Raw genomic sequence first — 13101 nt, 5'->3', positions numbered from 1 at the left:
AGCAACCGGTCGATATGCTTCGGTTAACCGTAGGGACCGCAGAGTCTTTCGGAGGAGTTTCAAACCGAGCCGGCAGTTGCTGAAAGGAACCGGATTTGCATAATGCACCTCCTTTGGATTCAGCCGTCGCGGTCTCGCGGGACAAGCCTGTGCGCGTGATCCCGTGGGCCACGTGGCTGCACCGCGTTTTCGTGGTTCTCATGTATGCGTTCATGCTTAGCCCCATCGTGCTGGTGGTCTGGCTGAGCTTCTTCAAGGACGCCATCCTCTATTTCCCGCCATCGGGCTATACGCTCTCCTGGTACGTCAAGGCCTGGGAAAATCCCGCGTTCGCCAACGGCTTCATCTTCAGCCTGCAAGTGTCGCTGGTGGCTGCGTTCATCGGCGTGACGATGGGCGTGCTGGCGGCGGTTGCGATTGCGCGCTACCGCTTCGCAGGCAGCAAGGGCGTCAACACCTTGCTGCTGTCGCCGCTGCTGATTCCCGGCATCGTCGCGGGCGTGGCCGTCTATCTCTTTTACCTGCGCGCTGAAAACGTGCTGGACCAGGATCTTGTCGGCACATTCGGGGGCCTCGTCATTGCGCACGTGTGCCTCACCATTCCGTGGACCGTGCGTCTGGTCACCGCAGGCATGGCCGGGCTGGACGGCTCTATCGAGGAAGCCGCTCGCAACCTGGGCGCAAGCGCGCCCAAGGCATTCATGCGCGTGACGCTGCCCATGCTGCGGCCGTCCATCGTCGCCGCGGCGCTGTTCAGTTTTGTCGTGTCGTTCGAGAACCTGGAGCTGTCGCTGTCGCTGGTGGGCCCTGGGCGCACGACGCTGCCGATCGCGATCATGCAGTACCTCGAATTCAACCTGGACCCGACCATCGCGTCGGTGGCCTCGGTGCAAATCCTGCTGTTGGGCATCATCATGCTTGTGACCGACCGCTACGTGAAACTCAGTCAGGTGGTGTAAGAAATGGCGAAGGTCTCAATCGAAAACATCCGCAAGCAGTTCGGCGCGGCGGTCGCGGTGTCGGATTTTTCCCTGGAGATTGCCGAAGGCGAGCTGGTCACCTTTCTGGGGCCCAGCGGTTGCGGCAAGACGACGACGCTGCGCATGATTGCCGGCTTCATCACGCCGACGTCGGGGCGCATCCGCATTGGCGAAACCGACGTCACGCGGCTGCCGGTGCACAAGCGCGATACCGGCATGGTGTTCCAGCGCTATGCGCTGTTTCCGCACATGACGGTGGCCGAGAACGTGGCGTTCGGATTGGAAATGCACAAGGTGCCCAAGGCCGACCGCGATGCGAAGATCCGGCGCGTGTTGGACATGGTGCGCATGACTGAGCTGCGCGACCGCTATCCGCGCCAGTTGTCCGGCGGCCAGCAGCAGCGCGTGGCGATTGCGCGCGCGCTGGCGATCGAACCCAAGGTGTTCCTGCTGGATGAACCGCTGTCCAACCTGGACGCCAAGCTGCGCCTGGAAGTGCGCGAGGAAATCCGCGCGTTGCAGCGGCGCCTGGGCCTGACCACCGTCTTTGTCACGCACGACCAGGAAGAGGCGTTGGCGATTGCGGACCGCATGGCCATCATGCACGACGGCATCGTGCAGCAGGTGGGCGCGCCCGACACGCTGTACGAACGGCCCGCCAACCTCTTCGTGGCGGACTTCCTGGGCAAGATGAACGTCTTCACGGGACGCGGCCAGGCCGACGATCAGTTCGAGACCAAGACCGGCCAACGCATCGCGGCGCCGGGCGGCGGCAACGCCACGCATCTGGGCGTGCGGCCGGAGCGCGTGCGCCTGCAGACGCAGCCTTCCGGCGGCAACGCGCTGCCGGGCGTGATCGAGTCGTCGCTGTATTTGGGGTCGGTGCTTGAGGTGCGGGTGCAGCTCGATGGCGGCGACCGCCTGATCAGCCAGATCGTCAATGCGGGCGCGCGCGGCGCGCCGCCAGCCGCCGGCGAGCGCGTCTATGCGTGCTTCGAGCCCGACGACTGCGTCGCCTTCACGCAATAGGAGGCGCCATGACGACCGCAACGCAGGATGGGCGCCCCAGCCGATGGCTGGGCCCCGGGCTGGCCTTTCCGGCCTCGCTGGTGGTGCTGGTGATCATCATGATCCCGATCCTTCAGCTGGCGCGCTACAGCTTCAATCATTTCGACCCGGTCGAGATGATGCAGACCGCCTTCACGTTCGAGAACTACGCCAAGTTCTTCGGCGACCCCTACTACCGCGACATCTTCTTCACCACGCTGGGCATCGCGGCGCTGTGCACGGTGCTGGCGCTGGTGCTGGGTTTTCCGGTGGCGTACTTCCTGGCGCGCACGCAAAGCCGCTACAAGAGCCTGTTCGTGATCCTGCTGGTGTTTCCGCTGATGGTGGGCAACGTGGTGCGCGCGGCCGGCTGGATGGTGGCGCTGGGCAACGCCGGCGTGGTCAACGCCGTGCTGCAGGGCCTGGGCATCATCGACAAGCCGCTGACGCTGATGTACACACCGACCGCCGTCGTCATCGGCACCACCGCAGTCGTCATGCCGTACCTGATCCTGACGCTGCAAAGCGTGCTGGAAGGCATGGACCTGTCCGTGGAAGAGGCCGCGCGCAATGTGGGCGCCAGCTTCTTCACCACCTTCCGCCGCATCGTCTTGCCGATCGCCGCGCCGGGCGTGGCGGCGGGCACGATGCTGGTGTTCATCCTGTGCATGAACGCCTACGCCACGCCGGTGCTGCTGGGCGGCTCGGGCCTGACCATGATGGCGCCGGCGCTGTATGACCAGATCACCAAGGCCTCGAACTGGCCGTTTGGCGCCGCGCTGGCGGTCATCCTGGTCTGCGGCACGCTCGTCATCGCACTGATATCCAACTGGCTGATCCACCGGCGCTACATCAAGACCATGGCGTCCTGACCCAGACATCCCCCGAAGGAAATTCTCATGTCCGCTGTGCTGTTCAAGAATGCGAACCTGCTCGATCCGCTGCAATCCGAGCTGCTGGAAGGGCACCACGTCCTGGTGGAGGACGGTGTCATCAAGGAGGTGTCGGACAAGCCGATCACCGCGTCCTCGGCGCGCGTGATCGACGCCGCCGGCCGCACGCTGATGCCCGGCCTCATCGATCTGCACGTGCATGTGCTGGCCACGCAGCTGAATCTCAGCACGCAGGGCGTCCTGCCCGACGCGCTGGTGATGATGCGCGCGGTGCCCATCATGGCGGCCATGCTGCGCCGGGGCTTTACCACCGTGCGCGACGCGGGCGGCGCGGGCTGGGGCCTGAAGTGCGCCGTCAACGAAGGCACGGTCAAGGGACCGCGGCTGTTCATCTCGGGCCGCGCCATCAGCCAGACGGGCGGCCACGGCGATCCGCGTCCGCGTTCGGACCACCTGCGTCCCATGAGCTTTTGCGGCTGCTGCTTCCGGGCGGGCGACATCGGCCGCGTGGCCGACGGCATCGACGACGTGCGCAAGGCCGTGCGCCAGGAACTGCAGATGGGCGCGGACCAGATCAAGATGATGGCCTCGGGCGGCGTGGCGTCGCCCACCGATCCCATTGCGTCCTTTGGCTATTCGGAAGAGGAAATCCGTGTCATCGTCGATGAGGCGGCCAGCCGCCAGACGTACGTGATGGCGCATTCCTATACCGCCGACGCCATCGAGCGCGCCATCCGCAACGGCGTGCGCACCATCGAACACGGCAACCTGGTCGACGAGCGCGTGGCGCGTTTCATGGCCGAGAAGGGCGCGTTCGTGGTGCCGACGCTGGTGACCTACGAGGCCCTGGCCAACGAAGGCGCCGACTACGGTCTGCCGGCCGATTCCGTGGCCAAGATCGCCACGGTGCGCACCGCGGGCCTGCATTCACTTGAGATCTACAAGAAGGCGGGCGTGAAGATCGGTTACGGCTCGGACCTGCTGGGCCCGTCACAGCGCCTGCAAAGCGACGAATTCCGCATCCGCCGCGAGGTGCTGTCCGCGCAGGAAGTCATCCAGTGCGCCACCACGACGGCGGCCGAGGTGCTGAACCAGGTCGGCCAGCTGGGCCGCATCCAGGAAGGGGCGCTGGCCGACATCCTGCTGGTGGACGGCGATCCGTACCGCGACCTGTCGTGCCTCTTGGGGCAGGGCGAGCACATCGGCCTCATCATGAAGGGCGGCGTCATCGAACATAACGACCTGGGGGTGTAGGGGCCATGAGCGATCCCACGTTTTCGCAGTCGGAAGTTGGCGAGGAATCCCGCGACGTCAACGCGGCCAAGGGGTGGCATCCGCCCTCGGCGCCCGCGCCGCGCGATCGCGGCCTGGGGCCGTTTCCGCGGCTGATCCTGCGCGGGGCCACGATCATCGACGGCACCGGCGCGCCGCCCTGGGGCCCGGTGGATATCGTGATCGAGAACGATCGCATCACCGCGCTGGTGAACGTGGGCACGCCGCACAAGGCCATCGACCCCAAGCGCCGTCCCGGCCCCGGCGATCACGAGATCGACTGCCACGGCAAGTTCGTGACGCCCGGCTTTGTCGACGCGCACGCGCACATCGGCACGCCGTATCACGCGATGAGCGGCATCGTGCCGCCCGCCGACTACATCTACAAGCTGTGGCTGGCGCATGGCGTGACCACCGTGCGCGAGATGGGCGCGATGGGCGGCCTGGGCTGGACGATGGAGCAGCGCGAGCTGTCCGCGGCCAACCAGATCGCGGCGCCGCGCATGATCGTGCATTCCGTGTTTCCCGCCGTGAACGATCGCGTCAAGACCATCCACACGCCGGAGCAGGGCCGCGAATGGGTGCGCAAGCTGGCCGCGCGCGGCGCGGACGGCATCAAGTTCTTTGGCGCGCCGCCGGCCATCATGGAAGCAGCGCTGGACGAGGCGGCCAAGGTGGGCCTGCGTTCGGGCTGCCATCACGCCCAGATGGCGGTGACGCGCGTGAATGCGCTGAAATCCGCGCGCTGGGGACTGACCAGCTCCGAACATTACTACGGCCTGCCCGAGGCGCTGTTCGAAGACCGCGTGGTGCAGTCGTTTCCCACGGACTACAACTACAGCGACGAGTACTACCGCTTCGCGGTGGCGGGCCAGACCTTCATGCAGGCCGCGCAGCCGGGTTCGGCCAAGTGGCGCCAGGTCATGGACGAGTTCCTGGAAATCGGTCACACCTTCGTGCCCACCTTCAACATCTACGACGCCAACCGCGACCTGATGCGCGCGCGCCGTGCGGACTGGCACGACGAGTACACGTGGAAGGCGGTGTGGCGCTACTTCCAGCCGCAGCGCGGCGGCCACGGCGCCTACTGGTATCGCTGGAGCACCACCAATGAGATCGAATGGAAGCAGAACTACCGGCTGTGGATGCAGTTCATCAACGAATACAAGAACCTGGGCGGACGCGTCTGCGCGGGCAGCGATTCGGGCTTCATCTACCAGATCTACGGCTTCGGCTTCATCCGCGAACTGGAACTGCTGCAGGAAGCGGGCTTTCATCCCATCGAGGTGCTGCGCGCGGCCACGTCGCACAGCGCGGCGCTGCTGGGCATCGATGACGACACCGGCTCCATCGACGTGCAAAAGCGCGCCGACCTCTTGATCCACGACCAGAATCCGCTCACCGACTTCAAGCTGCTGTTCGGCACCGGCGCCATGCGCCTGAACGACGACACCGCCAAGGTCGAATGGAAGCGCTGCCTGCAGACCACCATCAAGTCGGGCGTGGTGTACGACACCGCCGAGCTGCTGGCGGACGTGCGCGCCATGGTGCGGGACAGCTGGGCCGACGATCCCGACGGCGAGCGCCCGCCCACCGGCGGCGCGCCGGCTGGGTCGCCCTGCGACTCGGGCGACCCGGGCGAGGACGTGACCTGATGGCCGTCGACCTTTTCCTGTTGTGCGGGTTCCTGGGCAGCGGCAAGACGACGCTGCTGGTGGAATACCTGCGCGATCCGGAATCGCGCGATACGGGCGTGATCGTCAACGAGGCGGGCGAGGTCGGCGTGGATGGGGCGATCGTGGCCAACGACAGCGACAACGTGCCGATGACCTTGATGGCCAACGGCTGCGTCTGCTGCTCGTTGCGCAGCGATCTGGTCTACACGCTGAGCGCGCTGCTGGATGCGCCCCGGCCTGAAGGCGAGGGTCCGTTGCAACGCGTCGTCCTGGAGTGCAGCGGCCTGTCGCGGCCCGGCCCGATCATCGCGTCGCTGGCGGATCCGGAATTGGCCAGCCGCGGCCTGCGGCTGACGGTGGTCTGCACCGACGACTGCGCACGCGATCCCGACGCGCTGGCCGAGATGGACGAAGCGATGGCGCAGTTTGGCGCGGCCCATCGCATCGTATTGACCAAGACCGATCTGCTGCCCGCCGTGCCCGGCGCGCTGGGCGAACGCGCCGCGCGCGCCGAGGCGTTGAATCCGCTTGCCGAGATCGTCGCGGAACCGGATCGCCGGCGCGCGGTGCAGGCCGCGTTCGCGCCGTCGCAAGGCACGTCCGACCTGGCCGGCCTGGCGGCGCGAGTGCTTGCCGCAGGCGGGCAGGGCGCGGCGCATCCGCGCATCCGCGTCATGGCGGCGCGCGCCCAAAGCGGCATCAGCTGGACCGATTTTTCCGAGTGGCTGGATAACCTGGCCGGCCTGTGCGGCGACCGCCTGCTACGCGTGAAGGCGGTGGTGCGCGTCACGGACTGCGAGGAACCCATCCTGATCCAGTCGGTCGGCTCGACGTTCAGCCTGCCGCAGCGGCTGACGCGGCAGCCCGATGCGCGCGACGCGATCATCGTGATCGCGCGCGACATCGAGGCCGACGAGATCCGCGCGTCCTCGCCGGATGCGCCGGTGCAAATGCTGGTCTGAATCCTGTTGAACCCAAGGCCGCGCGCCAGACTGGCCTGCCGCGCGGCGCATCGTAGCAAGTCGTCAGTTCCCTTCGATACGAGGTTGTTATGCAAGAGAAAAACCTGAATCGCCGTGGCTTCATCAAGACCGCCTCCGGCCTGGCCCTGGCGCCCGCCCTGGGTTGGCTGCCCGGCATGGCCAATGCGGCCGAAAAGGAAATCGTGGTGGGCACCTGGGGCGGCGATTACCAGAACCTGCTGCAGCAGATCATCAATCCCATCGTCGCCAAGCAGGACGTGAAGGTGGTCTACGACACGGGCAACGCCGTGGGGCGCGTGACCAAGCTGCGCGCCGAAAAGAACTCGCGCCGCGGCAGCATGGACGTGGCGCTGCTGGGCGAAGTCGACATGTACGACGCCGAGCGCTCGGGCACGTTGGAACCGCTGGACACCAAGAAGCTGCCCAACCTGGCCAACGCCATCGACACGCTGAAGACGCCGTATTCGATTCCGCACATCTTCAGCGCGATGACCCTGGTCTACAACACCGAGAAATTCCCGACCCCGCCGGATTCGCTGCAGGTGCTGCTGGATCCGAAGTGGAAGGGCCAGGTCGGCTTTTCCGACATTCTCTATCTCTACAACTCGGTCTTCGTGGGCCTGGGCGCGGACGGCAACACCAAGGATTTCGAGGGCGGCAAGCGCTTTCTGGCCAAGCTCAAGCCCAACGCGCCGCGCATCTACCCGTCCAACGAAGCCGTTGCCGCCGCCTTCAAGTCCGGCGAAATCGCGATCGCCGTCATGTGGAAGGCTCGCGCGCTGCAATGGAAGGACAGCGGTCTGCCGCTGGGCTTTGTCATCCCGAAGGAAGGCTCTGTGCCGGTGTCGTTTGAAGCGGCCGTCGCCAAGAACAGCCGCAACAAGGACGCGGCCTGGGCCTATCTGAACGCCATGCTGGATCCGCAAGGGCAGATCGGCTTTGCCGAAAAGATGGGCTATGCGCCCACCGTGACCAATGCGCAGTTGCCGGAAGCGTTGAAGCGGGTGGGTTTTTCGGACGCCGAGGTCAAGCTGTTGCACGCCTACGACCTGAAGGGCTTGACCGAGAAGAAGGCGGACATGCTCGAATTCTGGAACAAGGAGTTCAAGGCGGGCTGATCGACGGGCGGGCGCCGTTCCCGCCTTTCCGGTTGTCCGTTTCATCGTTGTCCGCGTCATCGAAGCGCGATTCCCGCATGGGAATCGCGCTTTTTCATTGGGGGAGCTGCTGCGTCAGTTATGAAATGTTATATCATCCGTCTGCGTTTTGTAATGATATAACATCCGAGAGAGCGAAGATGAAAGGAAAGAAGCTGGGGTTGGGGAAAGCGCGCGTGAAGGTCTTGCGCAGCCGTTCACATGGCCGGGCGCCGTTGAAACCGCTGGTGTGCTCGCTGATGCTGATGGCGCCCGTGGCGCAGGCGCAGACAGAGGGCGAGACGCGCGCTCAGACCGTCGCGCCGATCACCGTGTCCGCCAACCCGTTGGGGCTGGACTTGAACAGCACCACGCTGCCCGCCTCGGTCCTGGAAGGGGACGCGCTGATCGAGCAGCGCAACGGGACGCTGGGCGAGACCCTCAAGAACCTGCCGGGCGTGAACAGCGACACGTTTGGCGGCGGCGCCAGCCGCCCGGTGATCCGTGGGCAGACCGCGCCCCGTGTGAAGGTGCTGTCGGATGGGTCCGAAGTGATGGACGCCTCGGCTATCTCTCCTGACCATGCCGTGACGGTCGAGCCCCTTTTGGCCGATCGCATCGAAGTCCTGCGCGGGCCGGCCACGCTGCTGTACGGCGGCGGCGCGATCGGCGGCGTGGTGAACGTGGTGGACAAGAAAATCCCCACCGAGGTGCCGGAGAAGGGCATCGCCGCCGAAGCCGAGCTGCGCGGCGCCACCGGCACAAAGGAGCGCGCCGGTGCCGTGGGCATCACGGCGGGCGAAGGCCAGTTCGCGGTGCGCGTCGAAGGCATGAAGCGCCGCACCAGCGACTACGACGTGCCGGATTGGCCCGGCGGCACGCTGGAAGGGTCGTACAGCGAATCGACGCAGGGCTCGGTGGGCATGTCGTGGATCACGCCGCGCGGCTATGTGGGCGTGGCCTTCACGCATCTGCAAAGCGAATACGGCCTGCCCGGCCACAACCACGAGTACGAAGGGTGCCACCCGCACGGCACGCATCTGCACTGCGGCGGCCACGATCATGACCACGGCGACGAGGGCGAGGAAGACCACGACCACGATCACGAGCATGGCGGCGTGCCCTACGTGAAGCTGCGCAGCAACCGGGTGGATCTGCGCGCGGAATACCAGGATCCGTTCGCCGGCTTCGAGAAGATCCGCTTTCGCGGCGGCCTGACGGACTACCAGCACGACGAGATCGAAGGCGGCGAGGTTGGCACGCGCTTCAAGAACAAGGGCTACGACATGCGGGTGGAGCTGCAGCACAAGCCTATCGCCGGGTGGCGCGGCGTGATCGGTCTGCAGAATGCGTACAGCGATTTCAGCGCCGAAGGCGAAGAGGCGTTCCTGCCGCCCAGCAAGACGCGGTCGAACGGCATTTTCGTGCTGGAGGAATACCAGTTGAACGACTGGCGGTTCGAGCTGGGCGCGCGTCAGGACTGGCAGCGCGTGTCGCCGTCGGGCGGCGCGCCGCGCAGCAGCCTGTCGGGCACGTCGCTGTCGGCCGCCGCGATCTGGGACTTCGCGCCGCAGTATTCGGTGGCGTTGTCGCTGTCGCGCTCGCAGCGCCTGCCCAACGCGCAGGAACTGTATGCGGACGGCGTTCACCTTGCCACCAATACGTATGAACTGGGTAATCCGGACCTGACGCGCGAAACGTCGCACAACATCGACTTGACGCTGCGCAAGCATTCGGGCGACACGACGTTCTCGGCCAGCGTGTTCCACAACCGCGTCAAGAACTACATCTACGCCAATACGCTGGATCGCTTTGAGGATTTCCGCCTGATCGAATACACGCAGCAGGATGCGGAATTCACGGGCGTGGAAGGCGAGCTGCGGCACCAGTTCACGCCGGTCTTCTCGGCGGCGGTGTTCGGCGACTACGTGCGCGGCAGGCTGACGGGCGGCGACGGCAATCTGCCGCGCATTCCGGCGGGGCGCGCGGGCGTGCGCGGCAACTTCAAGTGGCAGCAGTGGTCGGGCGGCGTCGAATACGCGCGCGTATTCGCGCAGAAGGACATTGCGGCGTACGAGGACACCACCCCGGGCTACAACATGGTCAACGCGGTCGTCGCGTATCGCGGCCAGTACGGCGCGACGGGCTACGAGGTCTACCTGCGCGGCACCAACCTGTTGAACAAGCTGGCCTACAACCACGCGTCGTTCATCTCGTCGGTGGCGCCATTGCCCGGACGCAGCGTGTTGCTGGGCGTGCGCATGACGTACTGACCGGGTTGGGGGCGGCGCCCGGCTGTGCTATTTTCGGCGGATGCCGCCGCCCGCGGCGGCATCACGCGCCAGGAGCCCGCCATGCTGAAATTCGCCGCCAATCTGTCGATGATGTACCCGGAACATGCGTTCCTGGACCGCTATGCGGCGGCAGCGGCAGACGGCTTTGCGGGCGTGGAATGCATGTTTCCGTATGAAGCGCCCGCCGCGTTCGTGCGCGAGCGCATGGATGCCGCCGGCGTGGCGCAGGTGCTGTTCAATGCGCCGCCCGGCATCACCGCGCAGGGCGACCGCGGCCTGGCGGCGCTGCCGGGCAGGCAGGAAGAATTCCAGGCCGGCATCGAGCAGGCGCTCTGCTATGCCACCGCGCTGTCTTGTTCCAACGTCCACGTGATGGCGGGCGTGGCGCCGCCGGACGCGTCGCGCGATGAGATGCGGGACTGCTATCTGGCCAATCTGGACTGGGCTGCGCGCGAGGCCCGGTCCGCCGGCGTCACACTGCTGATCGAGCCGATCAACACGCGCGACATCCCCGGCTACTTCCTGAACCGCCAGGACGAGGCGCACGCCGTCGTGCAGGCTGTCGACGCGCCCAACCTGAAAGTCCAGATGGACCTCTACCACTGCCAGATCGTCGAGGGCGACGTCACCGCCAAGCTGCGCGAATACCTGCCCACCGGGCGGGTCGGCCATCTGCAGATCGCCGGGGTGCCGCTGCGCCAGGAGCCCGACCGCGGCGAACTCGATTACGGCTGGATCTTCGGCGTGCTGCGTGAGTTGCAGTACGGCGGCTGGATCGGCTGCGAGTACCGCCCCGCGGGCGCGACCTCGGCAGGCCTGCGTTGGCTGAACGCCGCCCGCGCCTGATCCCGCGCAATGCCCCCAATCGAAGTGCAAAAAGGAGTGAGCTCCATGTTTCAGGGCGTGCTGCGCATGCTGTTGTCGGCCGCGCTGGCGGCGGCCATTCCAGCCGCGTCGGTGGCGGCCGGATATCCCGATCGCCCCATCCGCTGGCTGGTGCCGTTCAGTGCTGGCGGCGGCAGCGACCTGGCCACGCGCATCGTGGCCCGGCATGTCGGCCAGACGCTGGGCCAGCCGGTGGTGGTCGAGAACCGGCCCGGCGCGGCCACCATCGTCGCCGCGCAGGAGGCCGCCCGCGCGCAACCAGATGGCTACACGGTGCTGACCGCCGGCATGAGCACGCTGGCGCTCAACCCATGGCTCTACAGCGATTTGCCCTACGATCCCCAGGCCGATTTCACGCCGGTGTCCACGCTGGTGGCGCTGCCCATCGTCCTGGTGACCGCCCCGGATTCCGGGCTGCGCACGCTGGACGACGTCAAGACGTATCTGAAGCGCACGGAACCGGGCAGTTACGCCTCGCTGGGCGTGGGCAGTCCGCACCATCTGGCGATGGAATTGTTCATGGAAACGATCGGGGGACGCGCCACGGCCGTGCCGTACAAGGGGACGCCGCCGGCGCTTCAGGACGTTGCTGCTGGCGTGGTGCCGCTGATGATGGCGGACCTGGCCGCCGCGCGGCCGCTGATCCAGGCGGGCAGGCTGCATGGCATCGCGGTGCCGTCCGCCGCCCGATCCGGGCAACTGGCCAACGTGCCGACCTTTGCCGAGGCGGGCGGTCCGGCTTTCGAGGCGGCGGCCTGGCAGGGCGTGGTGGCCCCGGCCGGCACGCCGGCGCCGGTGGTGGAGACGCTTAGCCGCGCAATCCGGCAAGCCCTGGCCTCGCCGGACGTGGTCAAGCAGCTTACCTTGCAGGGCATGGAACCGGCCGGCAGCACGCCGCAGGCGTTCGAGGCTTACGCGCGCCAGGAGCACGCGCGCTGGGGCGCGGTCATCCGGAGCAAGGGGCTGTCGGGCCAGTGAGCGGGCGGGCGCCGCCGGAACGTTCAGTCGGGCACCGGGATCGGCGCCTTGCGGCTACGCTGCGCCGTGGCTGCGCAGCCGGCGGACGCGATGATGATGCCGCAGATGGCCAGCCATTGCGTCTGCGACAGGTGCTCGTTGAGCACCACCACCCCCGCCAGCGCGCCCATCGCCGGCTCCATGCTGAGCAGCACGCCGAAGGTCTTTTGCGGCAGCCGCCGCAGCGCCACCATTTCCAGCGAGTAAGGCAGGGCGCTGGACAGGATCCCGACGGCCACGCCGGCCAGGATCAGTTTGGGATCCAGCAGCGCCATGCCCGCGTGCGCCGCGCCGACCGGCAGGGCCACCATCGTGGCCGCCAGAAGGCCCAGCGACGTGGCCTGTCCGCCATGCACGTTTCCGGCCATCTTGCCGAAGATGATGTACAGCGCCCAGCACACGGCCGCGCCCAGCGCGTACGCGATGCCTTGCGGATCGAGGTCGTGCACGGATTGCCCGGTGGGGATCAGCAGGATCAGGCCGGCCAGCGCGCAGGCGATCCAGACGAAGTCGATGGCGCGCCGCGACAGCACGACGGCCAGCGTGAGCGGCCCGGTGAATTCGATGGCAATGGCAATGCCCAGCGGCAGGGTCTTGAGCGCCATGTAGAACAGCAGGTTCATGCACGCCAGCGTCACGCCGTACAGGGCAATCTTTGCGGCGTTGCGGCGCGTGAGCGGAAAGCGCCAGGGCCGCCAGAAGGCCAGCAGGATGATGGCGCCGATGACGATGCGATATGCGGTGGTGCCTTGCGCGCCCACTTCGGGAAACAGCGATTTGGCGAATGACGTGCCCACGCACAAGGAGGCCATGGCGCCAATCAGCGACAGGGTGGGCAGCAGCGTGGACGTGGCGCTGGGGTGTCCGTTGTTCAAGGTGGCGGCGGTCATGGAAGGCTGAGGGTTTGCAATGGCGTCG

11 protein-coding genes are annotated in these 13101 nt (G+C 66.6%); 10 read left to right on the top strand and 1 reads right to left on the bottom strand.

The features are described 5' to 3' along the window. Positions 1-113: 113 nt before the first annotated feature. The 10 genes from H4P35_RS25025 to H4P35_RS24980 all read left to right on the top strand — a co-directional run bounded on the left by H4P35_RS25025 (position 114) and on the right by H4P35_RS24980 (position 12144). On the top strand, positions 114-959 hold the full coding sequence (locus H4P35_RS25025) for an ABC transporter permease (RefSeq protein ID WP_226847417.1): 846 nt from the start codon (positions 114-116) through the stop codon (positions 957-959). 3 nt (positions 960-962) lie between these two features. Then, complete coding sequence (locus tag H4P35_RS25020; RefSeq protein ID WP_180097314.1) at positions 963-2009, top strand: ABC transporter ATP-binding protein; 1047 nt, start codon at positions 963-965, stop codon at positions 2007-2009. An 8-nt stretch (positions 2010-2017) separates the two neighbouring features. Next, on the top strand, positions 2018-2899 hold the full coding sequence (locus H4P35_RS25015; RefSeq protein WP_056319944.1) for an ABC transporter permease: 882 nt from the start codon (positions 2018-2020) through the stop codon (positions 2897-2899). Positions 2900-2926: 27 nt separating this feature from the next. Next, positions 2927-4174, top strand: coding sequence for an amidohydrolase family protein (locus tag H4P35_RS25010; protein ID WP_056319941.1), 1248 nt, complete (start codon positions 2927-2929; stop codon positions 4172-4174). A gap of 5 nt (positions 4175-4179) precedes the next feature. Then, positions 4180-5847, top strand: a complete 1668-nt coding sequence (locus H4P35_RS25005; RefSeq protein ID WP_180097316.1) for an amidohydrolase family protein — start codon at positions 4180-4182, stop codon at positions 5845-5847. After that, entirely contained in the window at positions 5847-6830 is a 984-nt protein-coding gene (locus H4P35_RS25000) for a GTP-binding protein (protein ID WP_226847415.1), read from the top strand. Before H4P35_RS25005 ends, H4P35_RS25000 begins: the two co-directional genes overlap by 1 nt. An 89-nt stretch (positions 6831-6919) precedes the next feature. Further along, positions 6920-7969 (top strand): ABC transporter substrate-binding protein, encoded by a 1050-nt coding sequence (locus tag H4P35_RS24995; RefSeq protein ID WP_056319935.1) that lies wholly within the window; start codon positions 6920-6922, stop codon positions 7967-7969. Positions 7970-8247: 278 nt separating this feature from the next. Then, positions 8248-10260, top strand: a complete 2013-nt coding sequence (locus H4P35_RS24990; protein WP_226849537.1) for a TonB-dependent receptor domain-containing protein — start codon at positions 8248-8250, stop codon at positions 10258-10260. A gap of 81 nt (positions 10261-10341) precedes the next feature. Next, entirely contained in the window at positions 10342-11127 is a 786-nt protein-coding gene (gene otnI, locus H4P35_RS24985) for a 2-oxo-tetronate isomerase (protein WP_226847413.1), read from the top strand. 45 nt (positions 11128-11172) lie between these two features. After that, a complete protein-coding gene (locus tag H4P35_RS24980) occupies positions 11173-12144 on the top strand; it encodes a tripartite tricarboxylate transporter substrate binding protein (protein ID WP_226849536.1) in 972 nt (323 codons plus the stop codon). A gap of 23 nt (positions 12145-12167) precedes the next feature. Here the strand turns inward: H4P35_RS24980 and H4P35_RS24975 are convergent, their stop codons facing one another. Beyond that, a complete protein-coding gene (locus H4P35_RS24975) occupies positions 12168-13073 on the bottom strand; it encodes an EamA family transporter (RefSeq protein WP_180097325.1) in 906 nt (301 codons plus the stop codon). Positions 13074-13101: the final 28 nt, after the last annotated feature.

The organism is Achromobacter sp. 77, from assembly GCF_020541125.1.
GTDB classification, from domain to species: Bacteria; Pseudomonadota; Gammaproteobacteria; order Burkholderiales; family Burkholderiaceae_B; genus Achromobacter; species Achromobacter mucicolens.
The sequence above is the reverse complement of the archived record's forward strand: the minus strand, read 5'-3'. Positions and strand labels throughout refer to the sequence as shown.